This is a genomic window from Gordonia sp. ABSL11-1 (genome assembly GCF_030315685.1).
Lineage (GTDB): Bacteria > Actinomycetota > Actinomycetes > Mycobacteriales > Mycobacteriaceae > Gordonia.
On record NZ_JASXSI010000007.1, the window covers coordinates 202,104 to 223,509 of the forward strand.

The window sequence follows — 21,406 nt, forward strand, 5'->3', positions numbered from 1 at the left end:
AACATCCGCAACATGAACCTCGCCGCAGAAAACTTCCTCATCCCCAATGGCACGTTCTTCGTGTGCCTGGTCATCTTCGTCATCGTCTTCCTCGTGATCCGGACGATGGTCGTGCCGCCGATCCTCAAGGTGCTCGACGACCGTGATGCCATGGTCGCGAAGACGGCCGAGGACAACCGGGCCGCTGCGGCGAGCTACGAGGATGCCGACACCGAATACCGGGCCGCGCTCAAGGATGCCCGGGCCGACGCCACCGGTATTCGGGACCAGGCACGTGCGGAGGGCAACGAGCAGTTGTCCGACGCCAAGAAGCGTGCGACAGATGAGGCGGACGCCGCGATCGCCAAGACCTCCGAGCAGTTGAAGGCCGAGGGTGAACAGGCGGCGGCGACCGCACGACAGGATGTGGATCACCTGTCGTCCGTGCTCGCGAGCCGTGTGCTGGGAACCGATGTGTCGTCGGGTCAGGCTGCCGCATACGAGTCGACAGGAACGGTGAAGTAAGTGGACATCGTCATTGGGAACCTCATCGGGTTCGCACTCATCATCTTCCTGTTCTGGAAGTATGTGCGGCCCGTGCTGTCGAAGGCGACCACGGCGCAGAAGGAGACCATCGCGCAGCACGTCGCCGAGAGCGAGGCCGCCAAGGCTCGCGTCAGCGATGCGCAGGCGGCCCACGAACGTGCACTCGCCGAGGCCAAGGCCGAGGCGGAGGAACTGCACAAGGGGGCGCTGAAGGATGCCGAGGGCATCGCGTCCGATCTCAAGGCCCAGGCCGACTCCGAGGTCAAGCGCATCAGCGAGCACGGCAAGTCGCAGGCGGAACTGAACCGCGCGACACTGGTGCGCTCGCTGCGCAACGACCTCGGGCTCACCGCGGTCGACGGCGCGGGCAAGATCGTCCGGCAGCACCTCGAGGACCCGAAGGCACAATCGGACAGCGTCGACCGTGTCATCGACGAACTCGAGTCGATGGCCGCCGGTGGACCGTCGGCCGACCGGGTCGCCCACAGTGCGGACCTGATCGGCCTGCACTCCATGCGTGCGACCAGCCGTGACGCCGCGCGTTCCGTCGCCGCGGAGTTCGATTCCGCGGCAAAAGATCTCGACGGTGAATCGCTCACAAACGCATCGGTCGAGCTGACCGAGGTCATCTCTCTCATCGACGGTAACCCGGTGCTGCGCAAGCGCCTCACCGAGGATGAGGACAACACCGACGGCCAGGTGCAACTCGTCACGAACCTCTTCGGGGGCAAGGTGTCGCAGATCGTCGTCGACACCCTGGTCGCGGCCGTCAAGCAGCGCTGGTCGGCCACCGCCGACTTCACCGCGGCCCTGCGTCGCCAGAACGCGCTGGTGGTACTGACCGCGGCCGAGCGCGACGGGACCATCGAGCAGGTCGAGAACGAGCTCTTCGGCGTGGCACGCCTGCTCGAGCAGAACCCGCAGCTGTCCTCGCTGCTCTCGGACTACTCACACGACAGCGGCAAGCGCGTCGAGCTGCTGAAATCGCTGGTGGGGGACAAGGTCGGCGAACACGCCTGGTACCTGCTGTCGCACACCCTCGTGCTGCTGCAGGGCCAGCCGGCCGATGTGGCCTTCGACCACCTCGCCGAACTCGCGGCCGCGCGCCGCGGCGAGTCCGTCGCGCACGTGATCTCCGCGGCACCGATCAGCGATGCGCAGTCGGCGCGTCTGTCCTCGGTACTCGGGAACATCTACGGCCGCACCATCTCCGTGCAGACCGAGATCGACACCGAACTGCTCGGTGGTCTCCGCATCTCGGTCGGCGACGAGGTGATCGAGGCCGACGTCGCCACCCGCTTGGCGAAGGCAGCCGAGAGCCTGCCGCGCTGACCCTGACCAACACATCCAGCGAACCAACCAAACCACCAGCCGGACTGAGCAAGGAAGACGAGTACCCATGGCGGAGTTGACGATCTCACCAGACGAGATTAAGGGAGCGATCGAGCAGTATGTCTCGTCGTTCGAAGCCGATGCCTCCCGTGACGAGGTGGGCATCGTCACCGACACATCGGACGGTATCGCCCACGTCAGCGGACTGCCCGGCGCGATGGCCAACGAGCTGCTGCAGTTCGAGGGCGGCGTGCTCGGCGTGGCCCTGAACCTCGACGAGGACGAGATCGGTGCGGTTATCCTCGGTGACTTCGAGTCGCTGGAGGAGGGGCAGCAGGTCAGCCGTACCGGTGAGGTGCTGTCGGTGCCCGTCGGCGACAAGTTCCTCGGTCGCGTCGTGGATCCGCTCGGTGCTCCCATCGACGGTCTCGGCGACATCGAGGCCGACGAGCAGCGCGTCCTCGAACTGCAGGCCGCCTCGGTGCTCGAGCGTCAGCCCGTCGAGGAGTCGCTGGCCACCGGCATCAAGGCGATCGACGCCATGACCGCCATCGGCCGCGGCCAGCGCCAGCTGGTCATCGGCGACCGCAAGACGGGCAAGACCGCCGTCTGCATCGACGCGATCCTCAACCAGAAGGCCAACTGGGACTCGGGCGACCCGGCGAAGCAGGTGCGCTGCATCTACGTCGCCATCGGTCAGAAGGGTTCGACCATCGCGGGCGTCAAGACCGCCCTCGAAGAGGCCGGAGCGATGGAGTACACCACCATCGTCGCGGCCCCCGCGTCGGACTCCGCCGGCTTCAAATGGCTCGCCCCCTACACCGGCTCGGCCATCGGCCAGCACTGGATGTACCAGGGCAAGCACGTCCTCATCGTGTTCGACGACCTGACCAAGCAGGCCGAGGCCTACCGCGCGATCTCGCTGCTGCTGCGTCGTCCGCCGGGCCGCGAAGCGTACCCGGGCGACGTCTTCTACCTGCATTCGCGTCTGCTGGAGCGTTGCGCGAAGCTCTCCGACGAGATGGGCGGCGGCTCGATGACCGGCCTGCCGATCATCGAGACCAAGGCCAACGACGTCTCGGCGTTCATCCCGACCAACGTCATCTCGATCACCGACGGCCAGGTGTTCCTGGAGTCGGACCTGTTCAACAAGGGTGTTCGTCCGGCCATCAACGTCGGTACCTCGGTCTCGCGCGTCGGCGGCGCGGCCCAGACCAAGGGCCTCAAGAAGGTGTCCGGTTCGCTGCGTCTGGAACTGGCGCAGTTCCGCGAGCTGGAGGCGTTCTCCGCCTTCGCCTCCGACCTCGACGACGCCTCGAAGGCACAGCTCGAGCGCGGTGCGCGCTGGGTGGAGATGCTCAAGCAGGACCAGTACAGCCCCTTCTCGGTGGAGGACGAGATCGTCTCGATCTACCTCTGCGGTGAGGGCCACTACGACTCGGTCCCGGTCGACGACGTCCGCAACTTCGAGACGCAGCTGCTGAGCCACCTGCACCACGAGGCGAAGGGTGTCTACGACTCCATCGCCGGGGGCAAGGCCCTCGCCGACGACCAGGCCGAGGCGCTCGTCGCCGAGACCAACAAGTTCAAGAACAGCTACTTGACGCACGACGGCAAGCGCGTGGTCAACGAGGCCGAGGCGAAGGCCATGGACTCCGAGGACGTCGAGCACGAGCAGATCACGGTTCGCAAGTCGTGATCGGACCGTCCGGCAGTCTCGGAGAGGAAGGGGTGAGGGCTCATGGCCAGCATTCGTGAGCTGCGCTCACGCATCCGGTCGGTGAACTCGACGAAGAAGATCACCAAGGCCCAGGAGCTGATCGCGACCTCGCGGATCACCAAGGCGCAGGCGCGTGTCGCCGCGGCGAAGCCGTACGCACACGAGATGACCGAGGTGCTCTCCGAGCTGGCGAGCAACGCGGGATCGCTGGATCACCCGCTGCTCGTCGAGAGGGAGAACCCGAAGCGCGCAGGTGTCCTCGTCGTCACCAGCGACCGCGGTATGTGCGGTGGTTACAACTCGAACGTCCTGAGGGCCACCCGCGAACTGATCTCGTTGCTGCGTGACGAGGGCAAGGAGCCGGTGCTCTTCGTCATGGGCCAGAAGGGCGTGGGCTACTTCACGTTCCGCGGGTCCGAGATCGCCGACTCCTGGACCGGGTTCTCCCAGGCCCCGGTGTACAGCGACGCCAGCCAGGCCACCGACTTCCTCGTGCAGCTGTTCGAGGCGGGTTCCGGGGAGCAGGTGGAACGGCCGGACGGTGAGGGTTCGCTCGAGGGTCTCGACGAGCTGCACCTGGTCTACACCCGGTTCGTCAGCATGCTGACCCAGGCGCCCGAGGTCCGTCGCGTCGCCCCGCTGGTCGTGTCCGAGGAGGACGTCGACCAGGACGCGGAGATCCACAAGTCCTCGCGCAACTACTCGTTCGAGCCCGGTCCCGAGACCCTGCTCGAAGCGTTGCTGCCGAAGTACGTGGCCACGCGCGTCTACGCGGCGCTGCTGGATTCCGCGGCATCGGAGTCGGCGGCACGCCGCACCGCGATGAAGGCGGCCACCGACAACGCCGAGGAATTGGCGACGTCGCTGTCCCGCGAGGCCAATCAGCTCCGCCAGGCGCAGATCACCCAGGAGATCAGCGAGATCGTCGGCGGCTCGAGCGCCCTGGCCACCTGACCTATCGACCCAAAGAGGAAGTGACCCCACCACAATGACCGCAGCAGTAACCTCACCCGCGGATGCATCGACGGGCTCGGCCGACGGCCGGGTCGTCCGCATCATCGGCCCCGTCGTCGACGTCGAGTTCCCGCGGGGATCGATCCCAGAACTGTTCAACGCGCTGCACGCCGAGGTCTCCCTCGAGGCAGTCGCCAAGACCCTGACGCTCGAGGTCGCGCAGCACCTCGGCGACAACCTGGTCCGCACCATCTCGATGCAGCCGACCGACGGTCTGGTGCGTGGTGCGGCCGTGAGCGACACCGGGAAGTCGATCGTCGTGCCCGTCGGTGACGTGGTCAAGGGTCACGTGTTCAACGCCCTCGGCGACTGCCTCGACAGCCCGGGCCTCGGCCGCGACGGTGAGCAGTGGAGCATCCACCGCAAGCCGCCGGCCTTCGACGAGCTCGAGGGCAAGACCGAGATCCTCGAGACCGGCATCAAGGTCATCGACCTCCTCACCCCGTACGTCAAGGGCGGCAAGATCGGCCTGTTCGGCGGCGCCGGCGTGGGCAAGACGGTGCTCATCCAGGAGATGATCACACGTATCGCCCGCGAGTTCTCCGGCACGTCGGTGTTCGCCGGCGTCGGTGAGCGCACCCGTGAGGGCACCGACCTCCACCTCGAGATGGAGGAGATGGGCGTCCTCCAGGACACCGCGTTGGTGTTCGGCCAGATGGACGAGCCGCCGGGCACGCGTATGCGCGTCGCCCTGTCGGCGCTGACCATGGCGGAGTACTTCCGCGATGTGAAGCACCAGGACGTGCTGCTCTTCATCGACAACATCTTCCGGTTCACCCAGGCCGGTTCCGAGGTGTCCACTCTGCTCGGCCGTATGCCGTCCGCGGTGGGGTACCAGCCGACGCTGGCCGACGAGATGGGTGAGCTGCAGGAGCGGATCACCTCGACCAAGGGTCGTTCGATCACCTCGCTGCAGGCCATCTACGTGCCCGCCGACGACTACACCGACCCGGCGCCGGCCACGACCTTCGCGCACCTGGATGCGACCACCGAGCTCTCGCGTCCGATCTCTCAGCTGGGTATCTACCCGGCCGTGGACCCGTTGACGTCGACCTCGCGCATCCTGGAGGCCTCGATCGTCGGTGACGAGCACTTCCGCGTCGCCAACGAGGTCAAGCGAATCCTGCAGAAGTACAAGGAACTCCAGGACATCATCGCCATCCTCGGTATGGACGAGCTGTCCGAAGAGGACAAGGTGACGGTGCAGCGCGCCCGCCGCATCCAGAAGTTCCTGGGCCAGAACTTCCTCGTCGCCGAGAAGTTCACCGGACAGAAGGGTTCGGTCGTGCCGCTCGCCGACACCATCGAGGCCTTCGACCGTGTCTGCAAGGGCGAGTTCGATCACCTGCCCGAACAGGCGTTCAACAGCTGCGGTGGACTCGACGACGTGGAGGCCGCCGCCGCCAAGATCGCCGGAAAGTAGCGGATCACCATGGCTGACAAGTCCTTTCACGTCGAGGTCGTCGCGGCGGATGAGAAGTTGTACTCGGGTGAGGCCACCTTCGTCATCGCTCAGACCACCTCCGGTGAACTCGGCGTGCTGGCCAACCACGAGCCACTGTTGGGACAGCTCGTCCCGGGCGGGTTCGTGGTGATCGACGAGGAGGGCGGCAAGCGTCTGTCCGCCGCGGTGCAGGGTGGATTCCTGTCCGTCACCGGTGAATCGGTGACGATCCTCGCCGAGTCGGCGCAGTGGGCCGACGACATCGACGCCGCCGCGGAACGGTCGGCCCTCGAGGCCGCCGAGCCCGGTAGTGACGACTACAACCGCGCCCACTCGCGGCTGGCAGCGGCTGAGCACGCCGCCAAGTAATCCTGATCGGCAGCGGCCGGTCATCGCACCACGGTGCGGTGACCGGCCGCTGTCGTGTGTCTGGCATGCTGGACCCAGGACGGTCGCCAACAGCCCATATGCGCGGCCGATCCGGGGAGGTACACCTGGTGTCGACTGTTGCGGTCTTGCTCGCCATCCTGCTGATCGTGGCGATCATCGTCTGCGCGCTCCTGGCCTATCGGCTGGGTCAGCTGCGGCGGATGGGAACGCCGGTCCTGTTGCGCGAGTTGCCCGCAGCCGAGGACGAGGGCTGGCGGCACGGGACCGTGCACTACAGCGACGACGCCCTGCGCTACTTCCGCCTGACGGCTCTGCGACCCGGTCCGACCCGGACGCTCGCGCGCCAGTCCATCGAGATCACCGGCCGCCGGCGACCCTTCGGCACAGAGGCCGACATCCTCGAGGGGATGATCATCATCGAACTCGCGCCCGGCGCCGACGCCGAGGGACGAGCCTTCGAGGTGGCGATGGCACCGGGCGCGGTCACCGCGTTCCAATCCTGGCTCGAGTCGCGCCAGTCCAACCGATCGCAACGACGCCGCAGCGCCTGAGGGCCATCACCGACCGGCCCGGCGGATCCCGCGGGCAGTAGATTCGGGTCATGGCGGTACATCTGACGCGGATCTACACGCGCACCGGCGACGACGGCACCACAGGCCTCAGCGACTTCTCCCGCGTGCCGAAGACCGATGTCCGGGTCGGCGCCTATGCGGACTGTGACGAGGCGAACGCGGTGATCGGCATGGCGCTCGCCTTGGGTGACGACGTCCCCGACGAGATCGCCGACGTGCTGACGAGGGTGCAGAACGACCTGTTCGACGCCGGTGCAGACCTCGCGACGCCCGTCGTGGAGAACCCCGAGTACCCGCCGCTGCGGATCGAACAGGACTACATCGATGCTCTCGAGGCATGGTGCGATCGTTTCGGTGAGGATCTTGCGGCGCTCGACTCGTTCATCCTCCCCGGCGGGAGCCGACTGAGCGCCTTGCTGCACCTGGCGCGGACGGTCACCCGCCGCGCCGAACGGTCCGCATGGTCGGCGGTCGACGCGGACCCGGATCACACGAGCGTGCTCCCCGCTCGATATCTGAATCGCTTGTCGGACCTGCTGTTCATCCTCTCCCGGGTGGCCAACCGTCCACCGCACGGCGGCGGGGACGTGACGTGGATCCCCGGTGGAGACCGGTCCCGCCCGGCAACTCCCGAGCGTGGCCCCGGCGCACGCCGGGGTGCTGCGGCGGACGGCTAAGGTGACAGCGTGAGTGATCGCTTTCTGGTCTCCGGGGGAGCCCGCCTGTCCGGCGAGGTGTCCGTGGGTGGCGCCAAGAACAGCGTGCTGAAGCTGATGGCGGCGGCACTGCTGGCCGAGGGCACCACCACGTTGACGAACTCACCCGAGATCGCCGACGTCCCGTTGATGGCCGATGTGTTGCGCGGCCTCGGCGCGGTGGTCTCGATCGACGGCGACACGGTCGAGATCGAGGCCCCGGCCGAGCCGAAGTACCACGCCGATTTCGATGCGGTGAAGCAGTTCCGTGCATCGGTGTGCGTACTGGGTCCGCTGATGGCGCGCTGCCGGCGCGCGGTCGTGGCGCTGCCCGGTGGCGATGCGATCGGGTCACGGCCGCTGGACATGCACCAGGCGGGGCTGCGTGCGCTCGGAGCGCACAGCTCCATCGAGCACGGTTGTGTCGTGGCCGAGGCGGACGCGCTGATCGGTGCGCCGGTCGCCCTCGAGTTCCCGTCGGTAGGGGCCACCGAGAACATCCTGATGGCCGCGGTCCTGGCCGAGGGCGTCACGACCATCGACAACGCCGCCCGCGAACCCGAGATCGTCGACCTCTGCGTCATGCTGCAGCAGATGGGCGCCCGCATCGAGGGTGCCGGTACCTCCACGCTGACCGTGATCGGAGTCGACCGGCTCCACCCGACCACGCATCGTGTGGTGGGTGATCGGATCGTCGGCGCGACGTGGGGGATCGCGGCGGTGATGACCCGGGGAGATGTCACCGTCCGCGGCGTGCTGCCTGATCACCTGCAGTTGGTGCTGAACAAGCTGGGTGATGCCGGCGCCCGCGTGGACAGGTTCGACGACGGCTTCCGGGTCCGCCAGGATCGTCGGCCGACTGCGATCAATGTGTCGACGCTCCCTTTCCCCGGTTTCCCGACGGACCTGCAGCCGATGGCGATCGGCATGGCTGCCATCGCCGATGGGATGTCGGTGATCACCGAGAACGTGTTCGAGGCACGCTTCCGCTTCGTCGAGGAGATGGTCCGCCTCGGCGCCGACGCCCGCACGGACGGACATCATGCCGTCCTGCGCGGCATCGACCGACTGTCGAGCGCACCGGTCTGGTGCTCCGACATCCGGGCGGGTGCGGGCCTGGTGCTCGCCGGTCTGGTCGCCGACGGGGTGACCGAGGTCCACGATGTCGAGCACATCGACCGCGGCTACCCGAGGTTCGTGGAAAACCTGCGGGCCCTCGGCGGCGAGATCGAGCGGGTCGGCGACTGAATCATGACCGGCCAGCAGGAGCATCATCATCCCGCCGTCGGTGACGCCGGTCCCGACGCCACGGTGGACATCGGGGAGTGGGCGACGCGATTCGATCTGCTGTCCGATCCGCATCGACTCGAGATCCTGGTGGTGCTGCACCGCAGGCCGGGAATCATCGTCGGCGACCTCGCCGCGGCCGTCGGCCGTACCGAAACCGCTGTCTCCCAGGCACTCCGCGTCCTCCGTCATCAGGGATGGGTGAGTTCGACGCGCCTCGGCAGGTCGGTCAGCTACCGGCTCGACGACGACACCGTGCATCAACTGCTGCACTGGATGGGTGCCGGGCACTCGGCCGATCAGGATCCCACCTGACCCGTCGGACAGTCTGTCCACCCGAACATCTGAATAAGTGGACAGATGACGTCGGCGGTCTTACCGTCACTCCATGGTCACGATGACACCCGGTACGACCGCTGTCGCGATGCACATGAGTGACGGCATCATCAATGCCCCGTTCTCCGCTCTGTTCGGCGTGGTCGCGTTGGCCGGGTTGGCGTTCTGTGTCTGGCGGGCCCGCACCGACCTGGACGAGAAGACGGTGCCGATGGCCGGTCTCGTCGCCGCGTTCATCTTCGCCGTGCAGATGATCAACTTTCCGATCCTGCCGGGCGTCAGCGGCCATCTCCTCGGGGGCGCCCTCGCCGCCATCCTCGTCGGCCCGTACACCGGCGCACTGTGCATCGCGATCGTCCTCGTCGTGCAGGCTCTCCTGTTCGCCGACGGGGGGGTCACCGCACTGGGCGCCAACATCACCAACATGGCGCTGATCTCGACCGGCGGCGGCTATCTGGTGGCCGTCGCCGCATATCGCCTGATCGGGCGGCGCTCGCAGTCGGTCGGCCGTCTCGGGGTGGTGGCCTTCCTCGCTGCACTGTGCGGAACTGTCGCTGCCGCAACCGGATTCGTGATTGAGTATGCGCTCGGAGGTGCCGCGACCCAGTCCTTGACGACGGTGGCCGGCTACATGTCGGGCACCCACGCACTCATCGGGATCGGAGAGGGCATCATCACGGCAGTGACGGTCATGGCCGTTGCCCGGGCGCGGCCCGATCTCGTGTACCTGCTCCGCGCCCAGACCCGCACCGACGTGCAGCCGATCGGAGTTCCGGCATGACCACCACCCAGACGCCCGCCCGCCACGTCGGCCGCCGGACATTCCTCGCGGTGTTCGCCGCGGCCGCACTGCTCATCGCGGGCATCGTGTCGTATGCGGTCAGCTCGTCCCCGGACGGACTCGACTCGACCACCTTGCGCGGGTGCGAGACCGTCGTCGTCGACGGCGCCGAGCAGCTCACGGGATCCTGCATCGCCCAGCACGCCACCGATCACGCCCTGGCGTCCTCGCCGCTGGCGGACTACTCGGTACGTGGGATCGGCTCCACCAACGGCATCGCCGGTGTCATCGGCGTGCTGGTGACTCTCGCGGTCGCCGTCGGCGTCTTCTGGTTGATCGCGTCGCGCCGATCGGCGCGCGCGGCGTCGGCCTCCGATCGGGATCACTGAGCACCGTGGGTGCCGGCCATGCGCATCCGCTGTACCGGACCGGGGCGTCGCGGGTTCACCGCGCACCGACCGAGGTGAAGCTGGTCTGCCTGGTCGTCTTCGTCTTCGCCGTGGTCGCGACGCCGCGGGACATGTTCTGGCCGTACGCGGTCTATGCCGTCGTCCTTCTCGGGGTGTGGCGGCTCGCCGACATCGGGTTGCGGTGGATGCTGCCGCGGATGCTCATCGAGGTCCCCTTCGTCGTCCTGGCCGTCCTGTTGCCGTTCTCGGAGGGGGGTGCCCGGATCGAGGCCGTCGGCATGTCGTTGTCGGTGCCCGGGCTGTACGCCGCTTGGGGAATCGTGGTGAAGGGGACGCTCGGCGTCGCCGCCTCGCTGACGTTCGCCGCGACCACGCGTCCGAGCGCCCTGCCTCTGGCGCTGGCGCGGCTGGGCATGCCGGCCACACTCACCCCGGTGATCGTGATGATGCTGCGCTACACCGATCTGCTGTCCTCCGAGATCCGCCGGATGCAGATCGCGCGGTCGGCCCGCGGGGATTCGCCGCGCATGATCCACCAGGTGGGGGCCATCGCCAAGGGCGTCGGGGCGTTGTTCCTGCGTTCCTACGAGCGTGGCGAGCGTGTGCACCTGGCCATGGCGTCGCGGGGGTTCACCGGAACGGTGCCGGAGATGCCGGGCGTCAGTGGTGCAGCACGAGCCACGCCGACGCAGTGGGCGATCGTGGTGTCCCCGGCGGTGGTGGCGGTGTTCACATCGGTGATCGCCTGGGGGACAAGATGATTCGACGTCTAGAGGCTCGGGAGCCGGCCGCGCAGGACGGCCCCGGCGGGGACGGCCCCGACGGGTCGTCGTCGTGGGCCGTCGAGGTCCGCGATGTCGGGTACTCCTATCCCGACGGCCACGTTGCGCTCGACGGCGTCGACCTGGCCATCCGCCCGGGCGAGCGTCTGGCGTTGCTCGGCCCCAACGGCGCCGGGAAGACAACGCTCATGCTGCACCTGAACGGCGTGCTGATGCCCACTCGCGGGCATGTCGCGATCGATGGCACCCGGGTCGAGAAGCGTTCCCTGCGCGAGGTGCGTCGCCGTGTGGGCCTGGTGTTCCAGGACCCCGACGATCAATTGTTCATGCCGACGCTCGCCGAGGACGTGGCCTTCGGCCCGGCCAACTTCGGCGTCGAGGGCTCGGCGCTGGTGGCCAGCGTGGACGAGGCACTGGCTGCTGTCGGCATGACCGAACACGCGACGCGCAGCCCTCACCACCTGTCCGGCGGACAGCGGCGTCGCGGTGCCCTCGCGTCGGTGTTGTCCTGTCGTCCAGACGTTCTCGTCCTCGACGAACCGTCGGCGAACCTTGATCCGGTCGCACGGCGCGAGCTCGCCGACACCCTGCTGGGCATCGACACCACCATGATCGTCGTCACCCACGATCTGCCCTACGCGGCCCAGTTGTGTGAGCGCGCCGTCATCGTCGACGCCGGACGGGTGGTCGCCGACGGTCCGATCCTCGACATCCTGGAGGATTCGACGACCCTCGCCGCACACCGCTTGGAACTTCCGTGGGGATTCGACATCGCGGCGATGCGCGACCTGTCCGATCGGTCAGGTCGCGGGTTACCGACCGGGTAGCACTCCGCTCGGAACGGATGGTTTGGCTGCCGAGATCTGTTGGCCGCCAGTGTGACGCGCGTAACGTCGCCGGTGCTCCACTACCGACGTTGAAAGATGCGCATCGCGCAGGAGGTCAGGTCATCATGCAGGTCGACGAACTACTGAAACCGTTCCCCATCAAGGAATTCCATCCGTTCCCGCGGGCGATGATGGGGCCCGGGGCCCACGAGATGATCGGGCCCGAGGCGCTGAAGCTGGGTTTCACACGGACCCTCGTGATGACCACCGGTCTGCGTGGCAGCGACACCGTCCACAAGATCGTCGAGTCCTGCAAGTACCACGGCCTCGAGGTCGTGCTGTTCGACCAGGTGGAGTCGAATCCCAAGGACTACAACGTCATGGACGCCGTGTCGCTGTACAACACGGAACAGTGTGACTCGTTCATCTCCATCGGTGGCGGTTCGGCCCATGACGCGTGCAAGGGTGCGCGGATCTCGGTCGCCCACGACGGCCGCAACATCAACGAGTTCGAGGGCTTCAACAAGAGCGAGAACCCGAAGAACCCGCCGCACATCGCGGTGTCCACCACCGCGGGCACCGGGTCGGAGACCTCGTGGGCCTACGTCATCACCGACACCACAACGGATCCCGACAAGCCGCACAAGTACGTCGCGTTCGACGACGCGTCGGTGACCACCCTCGCCATCGACGACCCGGTTCTGTACTACGACTGCCCCGTCGCGTTCACCGCGCAGTGCGGCTTCGACGTGCTGGCACACGCATCGGAACCCTACGTCTCACGTCTGAACTTCCCGCCGTCGATGGGCAACGCCCTGCACGCGGTCCGGCTGACCGCCCGCCACCTGCGCGAGGCGACGTGGAATCCGACCGAGCTCGCCGGCCGCGAGGGCATGATGTACGCGCAATACATTGCGGCACAGGCCTTCAACTCGGGCGGACTGGGTATCATCCACTCGATCAGCCATGCGGTCTCGGCGTTCTACGACACCCACCACGGCCTCAACAACGCGATCGCCCTGCCGCGTGTGTGGGCGTTCAACATGCCGGTGCTCTACGACCGCTTCGCCGATCTGGCCGAGGCCATGGGCGTCGACACGCACGGGATGACCAAGGTGCAGGCGGCCGATCAGGCGCTCAACGCCGCGATCCGGCTCCTGCGGGACGTCGGCATCCCGGAGAAGTTCACCGATGTCACCCAGGACTCGCACATCAAGAACCGTCTCGGTACCGGTCCCACCCGGTTCTACGAGAACCGCAAGGAGATCTCGGGCGCGCCGGAGTCGATCGATGCGATCACCAACCACGTCCTCGGCGACGCCTGCACTCCGGGTAACCCCAAGGAGTGCACGTTCGAGACCGTCCGGCCCGTGGTCGATCACTGCTTCAACGGTGACCTCGACGACCTGATCTCGTAGGGGCACCCTGCGACGCCGGCGGATGGCGGACCCGCCGCCCCCGACCCGGGTCCGCCATCCGCTCGCACATCCGACCGAAACCGACCGACCCCGCCGATCACCTGCCGGGGGCGCCCAGCCGAATGAGCCCCAGCCGAATGACACCGCACCGCAGAGAACCGGAGAGACCGATGTCCGTGCATTTCGCCGACGACACCGACCTGAGCGAGCCCACGAGCGCCACGACGGATTCGGCGGAGGAGTTCGCCGACGTCGCCAACGTGATCGAGAAGTTCTCCGCCGCAGGCTATCTGGCCGACCGACGCCTGGCCACGACGGTCTTCCTGCAGAGTCGGCTGGGCAAGCCGATCCTCTTGGAGGGACCGGCCGGCGTCGGCAAGACGCAGCTGGCCAAGACGCTGGCCGAAGTCACCGGCCGAGACCTGCTGCGGTTGCAGTGCTACGAGGGGCAGGACGAGACCACCGCGCTGTACGAGTGGGACTACGGCAAACAGCTGCTGTATACGCAGGTGCTGCGGGAGAAGATCAGTCAGGTGGTGGCCGACGCGTCGACCCTGTCGGAGGCGGTCGACCGGATAGGCGCAGAGGAGAGCGTGTTCTTCTCCGAGCGCTTCCTCGCCCCGCGTCCGCTGCTTGAGGCGGTGCGCTCCGAGCGACCCGTCGTCCTGCTCGTCGATGAGGTCGACCGCGCCGACGAGGCTCTCGAGGCCGTGCTGCTGGAGTTGCTCGCCGAGTATCAGGTGTCGGTGCCCGAGATCGGCACGTTCGTGGCCATTCATCCGCCGATGATCGTCCTGACGTCCAACAACACCCGCGATCTGTCGGCGGCCCTCAAACGTCGCTGCCTGCACCTGTCCCTGGACTACCCGGATGCTGTTCGGGAACTCGAGATCATCAAATCCAAGGACACCGGATTGTCGGAGAAACTGGCGGCCGAGCTGGTTCAGATCGTCCGCGGTCTGCGGGAGCTGGATCTGCGCAAGGCGCCGAGCATCTCCGAGGCCATCGACTGGGCCCGCACGCTCGCCGTCCTGGGTGCCGACGACCTCACTGCGGAGATCCTCGCCGACACCGCGAACGTCGTGGTCAAGTACGACCGTGACCTCACCCGGGCGATCGACGCGATACCTCGCCTCGTCGACCCGAATGCCGAAGTGCCCGAACATCTCCACGCGCACGGGCACTCGCATGGCCATGACCATGCGCACGACCATGGCCATGCGCACGACCACGATCACGACGAGCGCTCGGGACCCGCCAGGCGCGCATCCAAGGATCAACCGGGCAGGCACACCGAGGACTACTACGGGTCCCCGGGCAGCCATACCGACGCGGGCACCAGGGGCGGGGTGAGCCCCGGTCAGGGCAGTCGGTCGTTCGCGCCCCGCAGCAGCTCGCGCAAGCGTCCGTTCTAGGGCGGCGGCCATGGAAGGCGCTGTGCACCGGTTCGTCCGGTTGCTCCGACTGCACGGAATCCGCATCGGGGTGTCCGAGGCGATGGACGCCATGCGGGCCGCCGGGACATCGGAGATCCTCGGTGACCGGGAACTGCTCCGATCGGCCCTCGAGGTGTGTCTGATCAAGGACCGCCGGGACGAGACGACGTTCAACGAGGTCTTCGACCGCTTCTTCGGCTTGCGGGCGGTGGTGGATTCCGATGACGGACATGGGCATTCGCACACCCACGACGATCTGAGCGACGGCGGCGAGCTCGAGGAGTACATGCTCTCCGACGAGGTCGGGCAGACCCCGCAGCAGGGACACAGCCACGGTCCGCCGTCGAACATCCGCCAGTACTTCGACCCGGAGGATCTGGCCGAGCAGTACAACCTCCATCAGGAGGCGAACAAGCTGGACATGGCCTCGCTCACCGACGAGATCGTGTTGTCGTCCGACGAGGTACCCAACTCGGAGGCGGCGGCACGTGTCCAGCTGACCGTGTCCCGACTGCACAACCCGGGTCGGCCGGGTGAACTGGTGTCGGGCACTCCGACTCAGCTCGACGCCGAGTTGTCGGTGGCGCAGGAGATGGCATTGCTCGACTGGCTGGAGTCCGACGACCCGAGCGGGCCCCAGCCGGACGCCGAGGAACTCGCCGCGTTGCGTGCCGCGCTCGCGGGGCTGCTCGACGGACTGCCCGAGAAGCTGCGTGATCACCTCGAACAGCTGATGGCGACCGACCACGAACTCGAGAGCCGCGAGATCAAGGCATCCGTCCGCGACGTCATCCACGAGCAGGAGAGGGCGAGCCTCGAGGACTCGATCCGACGGCTCATCCGCAGTCTGCACGGCGCGCCCCGCGCCCGGAGGAAGCTGGCCGCGCGCGGCACGGTGGATGCCGCACGCACCATGCGGGCCAACCTCCGCTACGACGGTGTGCCGTTCCGTCCGATCACCGTTGCGAAGGTCACCGACCGGCCGAGCCTGCTGCTGCTGGCCGACGTGTCGTTGTCGGTCCGGACGGCCGCTCGCTTCACCCTGCAGCTGGTCCACGGTCTGCAGAGCATGGTGTCGCACGTCCGGTCGTTCGCCTTCGTCTCGGACCTGGTCGAGATCACCGACCTGTTCGCCGAGCACCCGCCGGAAGACGCCCTCTCACTGGTGGTGTCGGGACTTCCCGCCGGCGGGGTGCTCGACGTCGACGCCGACTCGGACTACGGCACCGCGATGGGGACGTTCCTGGAGGAGTTCGGCGGCGCGATCAACCGGCGGACGACGGTCATCGTCCTCGGTGACGGCCGTACGAACGGACGGGATCCGAATCTCGAGGCGTTCGAGGAGATCAGCCGCCGCGCACGCGAGACCATCTGGATCACGCCGGAACCCAGCTATTCGTGGGGTCTGGGTTCGTGCGATCTGCCCGGCTATGCGGCCCTGTGTGACCGCGTGCACGTGGTCCACGACCTGTCCGCGCTGGAGCAGGTATCGGTCGCCGCGTATGGCGCGTGAGAGGCGTCACTCCGCGTAGGATCGCGGCAGACGCAGGTTGTGGGGCAGGTGAGGTGACGTGCAGACCGGAACTGGCGAGACGATGACCCGTGGCGGCGTGCGCCTGGCGAAGTTCCACACGCCCGAGATCATCATCGGGTCCGGGTCTCTGGCCGAGGTCCCACGTGCGGCGTCCGGGCTCGGCGTCCGTCGGCTCATGATCGTCTCGGATCGTCAGCTGATGGCCACTCCGTGGTATCCGGAACTCGCCGATCGGTTGAGATCCGCCGGCCTGCAGGTGTACTCGTTCACGGGGATCTCGCCGAACCCGCGGGCCCCGGAGATCGCGGCTGCGCTCGAGCACTATCAGGGTGCGCGGTGTGAGGGGATCGTGGCACTCGGTGGCGGATCGGTGATCGACGCGGCGAAGGGTGTCGCGATCCTCGCGGCCAACGGCGGCCACATCCTGCAATACGAGGGGATCGACCGGGCGCGGCGGCCGTTGCCACCGCTGGTCGCCGCGCCGACCACGGCCGGGAGCGGCTCGGATGTGTCGCAGTTCTGCATCGTCAACGATGTTGATCGGCGAACCAAGGTGACGATCATCGGTCGTGGACTCGTTCCCGACGTGTCGGTGATCGATCCCCGTGTGCTGGGCACGCTGCCGCCCGAGGTGGTGGCGCAGTCGGGACTGGACGCCATCACCCACTGCATCGAGGCGTTCACGTCGGTGGCCCACAGCCGACTGACCGACACCGCGGCGCTCTCCGCCATCGGGACCGCGTGGCGCAGCGTGGAGCGTCTCGTCGATGATCCCGCGGATCCGGATGCCGGACTGGACATGGCCTACGCCGCGCTCGAGGCGGGGATGGCCTTCACCAACGCGATCCTGGGCGCCACGCACGCGATGAGCCATCCCGTCGGAGGGCTGTGCGACGCCCCGCATGGTGCGATCAACGCGGTCCTGTTGCCGCACGTGATCCGGTTCAATGCCGAGGCCGATCCGGAACCCTATGTCGCACTCGCGCATGCGGTCGGGATGACCGGCGCCGGCTCGGCGTACGCGACCGCCGACCGATTCGCGGACGAGGTCGCCGGCCTCGCCCGCCGAGTCGGGCTCCCGGGTTCACTGACACCGCTGGGCGTCCGTTCCGAGCACGTGGGCGTCCTGACGGTCAATGCCATGAACGATGCGTGCATGACCACGAATCCGCGTCGGCCGGCCGCCGCCGACGTCGAGCGGATCTATGGCGAGGCCCTGTGATGGCCAGTCGGACAACCGGTGCGGACGACGTCGACGACGACGCCGCGGAGTGGGGAATCGGCCGTTCTCCGGGCGATGTGATCGCGGGTGCCGATCACCTGGACTCACTGCTCGGCCTGCACTCGGTCAAGGGCACCCACTACGCCCAGTATCGGGGTGTCGAACAGCGGCTGACGCGCGTGGTCGGCGCCCTGGACCGCATCTCGAGGGCCCTGGTGCAGACGGCCGAGGGACCCGAGACCCTGGTGCTGTCCGTCGTGCGCGCGGTGCACGAGCACCTCGACGCCGAGTGGGTCGTCTTCGCGCTGTGTGACGGGGAACTCGAACGGACGGGCCCGCGCCACCTGATGATGACGCGTGACGGCACCATTCTCGCCTTCGAGGGTGTGCAGATGGCGCGCACACCCAGCCACCTGCCTGACGAGGTGCTGAATCGTCTCAACGACATCCTGCGCAACCAGATGGGGCAGCTCATCCGCCCGGTCGTCGACGACCACCACCTGCACGTGCCGGTCCATCTCGACGGCGAGGTGGTCGGCGGCCTGTCGGCCTGGACACCGGCGCACAAGGTCGTCGACTCCGCCGACCTCGTCGTGATGCGGATCCTCGCCCGTCAGGCCGCGGTCGCACTGCTCAACGCCGCGCTGCTCCAGGAGAGCCGCCATCAGCTCGAGCGAGCCGAGGCCGCCTACGCCCAGGCCACCGAGCAGGCGGCCGATCTCGCCGCCCGCAATGCCGAACTCGAACGGACCCAGCGCGAACTGTCGGCCGCCATGCGCCAGCGGCTGGTCACCGAGGAGCGAGAGCGGATCGCTCGTGAACTCCATGACTCGGTCACGCAGTCCGTGCTGTCGGCCGGGATGCAGATCGAGGTCTGCCGGATGGAATCCGATCCCGGTACGGCCGAGAGGTTGGCGGTGGCCGGCCGGTTGACCCGTGATGCGGTCGATCAGCTGCGTTCGGTGATCTACGCGCTCAACCAGTCGCCGTCGGTCAGTGAGCTGAGTCTGGGCGAGGTGCTCGACGGATTGTGTTCGATGCACATGCCGGCCGATCTGGAGACCGAGGTGCGGGTGACCGGCCGGGCGCGTGACCTCCCCGACGACGTCCAGCACGCGATCCTCCGTATCGCGGGGGAGGCGCTGTTCAACACCGCCGTCCATGCCGACGCCTCGACGGCCCGCGTCGCGCTCGCCTACGGGGAGGACTCCATCGCGCTGAGCGTCGACGACGACGGGCGGGGGGATCCGGGCCACATGCGCAGGGTGATGCGGGCCGCGATGCTCGGTGACCTCGCCGGCCGCCACCGTGGGCTGGTGAACATGGCCACACGAACCGAGGAGCTCGGCGGGACGTTGCGAATCCGACGGTCGCGGTTGAGCGGAGTGCGTATCGCCGTCGAGATTCCGGTGCTCGACCGGGTGTCGACGGCCCGAAACACAGGAGATGTGAGATGACCGCACCCGAGACGACGGCCGTGCGGACCATGCTGGTCGACGACCACGCACTGCTCCGCGAGGGCATCCGCTCCCTGCTCGACCGCGAGACCTCCATCTCCGTCGTCGGCGAGGCCGATTCCTACGACGCGGCGCTCGCCGAGGTCGCCCGCTGCACACCGGACGTCGTGGTGGTCGACCTGAAGTTGACCGCCGGCACCGAGTACGAGGGCCTTCGGCTCATCCGCGAGATCACGTCGCGCCACGTCGGCGTCGCGGCGCTGGTCCTGACCACCTTCCTCGACGACGACCTGGTGGTTCGCGCGGTGAAGGCCGGTGCACGTGGGTACGTGGTCAAAGACGTGGACACGACGGAACTGGTCCGTGCAATCCAGGCGGTCTCGGGTGGGGGGAGTGCGTTCGATCCGCGCAGCGCGGCGATCGTCCTGCGCACGGTGTCCGGCGAGGGCGACGCACCCGAGGCGCTGACCGAACGCGAGCGCGAGGTCCTGCGTCTGCTTGCAGATGGCTTGTCCAACAAGAGGATCGGACAGACGCTCTACATCTCCGAGTCGACCGTCAAGTTCCACATCCGCAACATCATCCGCAAGCTCGGCGTGTCCAAGCGCACGGATGCCGTCTACATCGCCAGCAAGCGAGGGCTGATCTGACCGAGCTGACCGGCGACATCAGGGAACCGGCCGCAACACGAGCCAGCCACCGTGGTCCTCGAGGTACTGCGCGCCGGCATGGTCGACCGCATCGGCCCATCGGCGCAGGTGGGACTCGGTGAGCCGGACCCGGTGACCGAAGTGCTCGCTGGGGTCCTCCTCGTACGGGACCGCGATGACCACACGCAGGCGGGCGACGCGCAGCGCTTCGGAGACTGCGCTCGTGGCCGCCGTCTCGTCGAGATGTTCGAGCAGGTGGATCAGGGTCACGGTGTCAACCGACGACGTCGGGAACGGCAGGGCGGTGGCATCGCCGAGGACCGCCTCCACCGGAGTGCACAGTCGTCGCGCGTTCGCCGACAGCAGTGCGACCGCGCCGGGGGAGATGTCGCAGGCGGCGACACGTCGGCCGTCGTCGGCGCACTGCAGTGCGAAGAAGCCGAAGCACGATCCCACCTCCAGGACGGAATCGCCGGCGACCAGTGATCGCGCCCGACGATGGATGGGGCTGAACGGAGACCGGCCGCTCCGGAGTTCGTCGAGCGAGTTGTCGTAGAACGCGGCCCATGATCTCGCCTCGGTACCCGCGGAGGTGCGGATGACGGCCGTCGCGGCCTCTTCGAATCCCGCCTGTCCGACGACGACGCCCTGCTCGATCAGGGGCAGCAGGCCGGCGATCATCGCCGAGTCGCAGATGGTGGACTCGTCGAGCCCGTGGACGATCTCGATGCGGTCGGGAGTGCGACGCCACGCGAAGTCGCCACAGACGTCGAAACCCGTGGGCACGGTCATCGTCCGACGCACCGCCACTCGGGGTCCGCGCGCGGGTGCGTCATCGAGAAGCGTCATCCCTTCACCGTAGAAGTGGCTGTGGCCTGCGGTAACTGTCCAGTTGGGCGCCTGCCCTGTCCAAAAGGACGGGCGTCATGGCGCAGATCACACTTGGGTACGAACGTCCCAAACGAGCATTTTCGACGACTCGTGCGGGTGGCGTGACGTGCTGACCTGCGTAGACGCGACACCACGTAAGCGTTGACCAGGCGATTTGACCCTGCGAACGAACCTGCGTAACTTTCTTCAAGTCAGCGCGCCACGGCGCCGCCCCGGACAGCCCCGAGAGGGGAAAACGGGGAAGGGAAACCGGGTTCTGCACTGACCGCCCCCGAGAAGTCGACCGGGACGCTTCATGCGCCAGGTAGGAAATCTCGGACTGCCAGACACTCCCGATCGGACCACGACCGAGAGTTGCGGGCCGCGACGAGCGTCTGGTAGGCTGGAAGAGTTGCGCCGGAGACGGCCAACACATCCAAACAGAACGAAAGCTCGCAGGTGAGCGCCCTGTTACAGGGGTAGTGCCGGTGGGTGTGTGTTCTTTGAGAACTCGATAGTGTGTTGATGAATTGTCTGATGCCATGATTGGCATCGTGTGTCCAAGTACTTTGGATATGAGATGAATTATTTTTGTGGCACTCGCTCCTTGAGCGGGTGTTGCTAGTTTTTGTTTGGTCAGGTCTTTATCTCTCTGACTGAGATTGTGTTGAAAGGTGTCGGCTCGGCCGGCGGTTTTCGCTAGA

At 67.3% G+C, this 21,406-nt stretch carries 21 protein-coding genes; 20 read left to right on the forward strand and 1 reads right to left on the reverse strand.

What is annotated here, in order from left to right; all coding sequences use genetic code 11:
- The first annotated feature begins 12 nt into the window (after window positions 1–12).
- The 20 genes from QSJ19_RS10710 (at window position 13) to QSJ19_RS10805 (ending at window position 19,832) form a co-directional block, all read left to right on the forward strand.
- Window positions 13–504: a F0F1 ATP synthase subunit B gene (locus tag QSJ19_RS10710; protein WP_187589203.1), complete on the forward strand. Its 492-nt coding sequence runs from the start codon at window positions 13–15 to the stop codon at window positions 502–504.
- Window positions 505–1,857 (forward strand): F0F1 ATP synthase subunit B/delta, encoded by a 1,353-nt coding sequence (locus QSJ19_RS10715; RefSeq protein WP_286320273.1) that lies wholly within the window; start codon window positions 505–507, stop codon window positions 1,855–1,857. It begins immediately after the preceding gene.
- Between the two features lie 67 nt (window positions 1,858–1,924).
- A complete protein-coding gene (gene atpA, locus QSJ19_RS10720; RefSeq protein WP_187589205.1) occupies window positions 1,925–3,556 on the forward strand; it encodes a F0F1 ATP synthase subunit alpha in 1,632 nt (543 codons plus the stop codon).
- Window positions 3,557–3,598: 42 nt separating this feature from the next.
- A complete protein-coding gene (locus QSJ19_RS10725) occupies window positions 3,599–4,531 on the forward strand; it encodes a F0F1 ATP synthase subunit gamma (protein ID WP_286320275.1) in 933 nt (310 codons plus the stop codon).
- Between the two features lie 34 nt (window positions 4,532–4,565).
- A complete protein-coding gene (gene atpD, locus QSJ19_RS10730) occupies window positions 4,566–6,014 on the forward strand; it encodes a F0F1 ATP synthase subunit beta (RefSeq protein WP_286320276.1) in 1,449 nt (482 codons plus the stop codon).
- A 9-nt stretch (window positions 6,015–6,023) separates the two neighbouring features.
- Window positions 6,024–6,404, forward strand: coding sequence for a F0F1 ATP synthase subunit epsilon (locus QSJ19_RS10735; protein WP_286320277.1), 381 nt, complete (start codon window positions 6,024–6,026; stop codon window positions 6,402–6,404).
- Between the two features lie 128 nt (window positions 6,405–6,532).
- The gene (locus QSJ19_RS10740; protein ID WP_286320279.1) at window positions 6,533–6,976 is read left to right on the forward strand and encodes a DUF2550 domain-containing protein; all 444 of its coding nucleotides are present in this window, start codon (window positions 6,533–6,535) and stop codon (window positions 6,974–6,976) included.
- Between the two features lie 50 nt (window positions 6,977–7,026).
- Entirely contained in the window at window positions 7,027–7,674 is a 648-nt protein-coding gene (locus tag QSJ19_RS10745) for a cob(I)yrinic acid a,c-diamide adenosyltransferase (protein ID WP_286320282.1), read from the forward strand.
- 9 nt (window positions 7,675–7,683) lie between these two features.
- A complete protein-coding gene (murA, locus tag QSJ19_RS10750; RefSeq protein WP_286320283.1) occupies window positions 7,684–8,940 on the forward strand; it encodes a UDP-N-acetylglucosamine 1-carboxyvinyltransferase in 1,257 nt (418 codons plus the stop codon).
- A 3-nt stretch (window positions 8,941–8,943) separates the two neighbouring features.
- Window positions 8,944–9,294, forward strand: a complete 351-nt coding sequence (locus QSJ19_RS10755) for an ArsR/SmtB family transcription factor (protein WP_286320284.1) — start codon at window positions 8,944–8,946, stop codon at window positions 9,292–9,294.
- A 73-nt stretch (window positions 9,295–9,367) separates the two neighbouring features.
- The gene (locus tag QSJ19_RS10760) at window positions 9,368–10,096 is read left to right on the forward strand and encodes an energy-coupling factor ABC transporter permease (protein WP_286320286.1); all 729 of its coding nucleotides are present in this window, start codon (window positions 9,368–9,370) and stop codon (window positions 10,094–10,096) included.
- A complete protein-coding gene (locus QSJ19_RS10765) occupies window positions 10,093–10,485 on the forward strand; it encodes a PDGLE domain-containing protein (RefSeq protein ID WP_286320288.1) in 393 nt (130 codons plus the stop codon). The genes QSJ19_RS10760 and QSJ19_RS10765 overlap by 4 nt, the downstream gene beginning before the upstream one ends.
- Window positions 10,486–10,490: 5 nt before the next feature.
- A complete protein-coding gene (cbiQ, locus tag QSJ19_RS10770; protein ID WP_286320290.1) occupies window positions 10,491–11,267 on the forward strand; it encodes a cobalt ECF transporter T component CbiQ in 777 nt (258 codons plus the stop codon).
- Window positions 11,264–12,115, forward strand: coding sequence for an energy-coupling factor ABC transporter ATP-binding protein (locus tag QSJ19_RS10775; protein WP_286320291.1), 852 nt, complete (start codon window positions 11,264–11,266; stop codon window positions 12,113–12,115). The genes cbiQ and QSJ19_RS10775 overlap by 4 nt, the downstream gene beginning before the upstream one ends.
- A gap of 125 nt (window positions 12,116–12,240) precedes the next feature.
- The gene (gene mdo / locus QSJ19_RS10780; protein ID WP_286320315.1) at window positions 12,241–13,533 is read left to right on the forward strand and encodes an NDMA-dependent methanol dehydrogenase; all 1,293 of its coding nucleotides are present in this window, start codon (window positions 12,241–12,243) and stop codon (window positions 13,531–13,533) included.
- 170 nt (window positions 13,534–13,703) lie between these two features.
- On the forward strand, window positions 13,704–14,948 hold the full coding sequence (locus tag QSJ19_RS10785) for an AAA family ATPase (RefSeq protein WP_286320292.1): 1,245 nt from the start codon (window positions 13,704–13,706) through the stop codon (window positions 14,946–14,948).
- Window positions 14,949–14,958: 10 nt separating this feature from the next.
- A complete protein-coding gene (locus tag QSJ19_RS10790; RefSeq protein ID WP_286320293.1) occupies window positions 14,959–16,482 on the forward strand; it encodes a VWA domain-containing protein in 1,524 nt (507 codons plus the stop codon).
- A gap of 82 nt (window positions 16,483–16,564) precedes the next feature.
- On the forward strand, window positions 16,565–17,725 hold the full coding sequence (locus QSJ19_RS10795; protein WP_286320316.1) for an iron-containing alcohol dehydrogenase: 1,161 nt from the start codon (window positions 16,565–16,567) through the stop codon (window positions 17,723–17,725).
- Complete coding sequence (locus QSJ19_RS10800; protein ID WP_286320295.1) at window positions 17,725–19,182, forward strand: MadS family sensor histidine kinase; 1,458 nt, start codon at window positions 17,725–17,727, stop codon at window positions 19,180–19,182. Before QSJ19_RS10795 ends, QSJ19_RS10800 begins: the two co-directional genes overlap by 1 nt.
- Entirely contained in the window at window positions 19,179–19,832 is a 654-nt protein-coding gene (locus tag QSJ19_RS10805) for a MadR family response regulator transcription factor (protein ID WP_286320296.1), read from the forward strand. Before QSJ19_RS10800 ends, QSJ19_RS10805 begins: the two co-directional genes overlap by 4 nt.
- Before the next feature lie 18 nt (window positions 19,833–19,850).
- Here QSJ19_RS10805 and mftM read toward each other — a convergent pair whose 3' ends face one another.
- Entirely contained in the window at window positions 19,851–20,681 is an 831-nt protein-coding gene (mftM, locus tag QSJ19_RS10810; RefSeq protein ID WP_286320298.1) for a mycofactocin oligosaccharide methyltransferase MftM, read from the reverse strand.
- Between the last annotated feature and the right edge of the window lie 725 nt (window positions 20,682–21,406).

What these genes read in the sequence shown, in the direction of transcription:
- atpD (WP_286320276.1), top strand. Translation starts at nt 4,566, where the DNA reads ATGACCGCAGCAGTAACCTCACCCGCGGATGCATCGACGGGCTCGGCC.
- QSJ19_RS10775 (WP_286320291.1), top strand. Translation starts at nt 11,264, where the DNA reads ATGATTCGACGTCTAGAGGCTCGGGAGCCGGCCGCGCAGGACGGCCCC.
- QSJ19_RS10790 (WP_286320293.1), top strand. Translation starts at nt 14,959, where the DNA reads ATGGAAGGCGCTGTGCACCGGTTCGTCCGGTTGCTCCGACTGCACGGA.
- QSJ19_RS10795 (WP_286320316.1), top strand. Translation starts at nt 16,565, where the DNA reads ATGACCCGTGGCGGCGTGCGCCTGGCGAAGTTCCACACGCCCGAGATC.
- QSJ19_RS10725 (WP_286320275.1), top strand. Translation starts at nt 3,599, where the DNA reads ATGGCCAGCATTCGTGAGCTGCGCTCACGCATCCGGTCGGTGAACTCG.
- QSJ19_RS10800 (WP_286320295.1), top strand. Translation starts at nt 17,725, where the DNA reads ATGGCCAGTCGGACAACCGGTGCGGACGACGTCGACGACGACGCCGCG.
- QSJ19_RS10735 (WP_286320277.1), top strand. Translation starts at nt 6,024, where the DNA reads ATGGCTGACAAGTCCTTTCACGTCGAGGTCGTCGCGGCGGATGAGAAG.
- QSJ19_RS10710 (WP_187589203.1), top strand. Translation starts at nt 13, where the DNA reads ATGAACCTCGCCGCAGAAAACTTCCTCATCCCCAATGGCACGTTCTTC.
- QSJ19_RS10765 (WP_286320288.1), top strand. Translation starts at nt 10,093, where the DNA reads ATGACCACCACCCAGACGCCCGCCCGCCACGTCGGCCGCCGGACATTC.
- QSJ19_RS10805 (WP_286320296.1), top strand. Translation starts at nt 19,179, where the DNA reads ATGACCGCACCCGAGACGACGGCCGTGCGGACCATGCTGGTCGACGAC.
- mdo (WP_286320315.1), top strand. Translation starts at nt 12,241, where the DNA reads ATGCAGGTCGACGAACTACTGAAACCGTTCCCCATCAAGGAATTCCAT.
- QSJ19_RS10760 (WP_286320286.1), top strand. Translation starts at nt 9,368, where the DNA reads ATGGTCACGATGACACCCGGTACGACCGCTGTCGCGATGCACATGAGT.
- QSJ19_RS10755 (WP_286320284.1), top strand. Translation starts at nt 8,944, where the DNA reads ATGACCGGCCAGCAGGAGCATCATCATCCCGCCGTCGGTGACGCCGGT.
- QSJ19_RS10785 (WP_286320292.1), top strand. Translation starts at nt 13,704, where the DNA reads ATGTCCGTGCATTTCGCCGACGACACCGACCTGAGCGAGCCCACGAGC.
- atpA (WP_187589205.1), top strand. Translation starts at nt 1,925, where the DNA reads ATGGCGGAGTTGACGATCTCACCAGACGAGATTAAGGGAGCGATCGAG.
- mftM (WP_286320298.1), bottom strand. Translation starts at nt 20,681, where the DNA reads ATGACGCTTCTCGATGACGCACCCGCGCGCGGACCCCGAGTGGCGGTG.
- QSJ19_RS10745 (WP_286320282.1), top strand. Translation starts at nt 7,027, where the DNA reads ATGGCGGTACATCTGACGCGGATCTACACGCGCACCGGCGACGACGGC.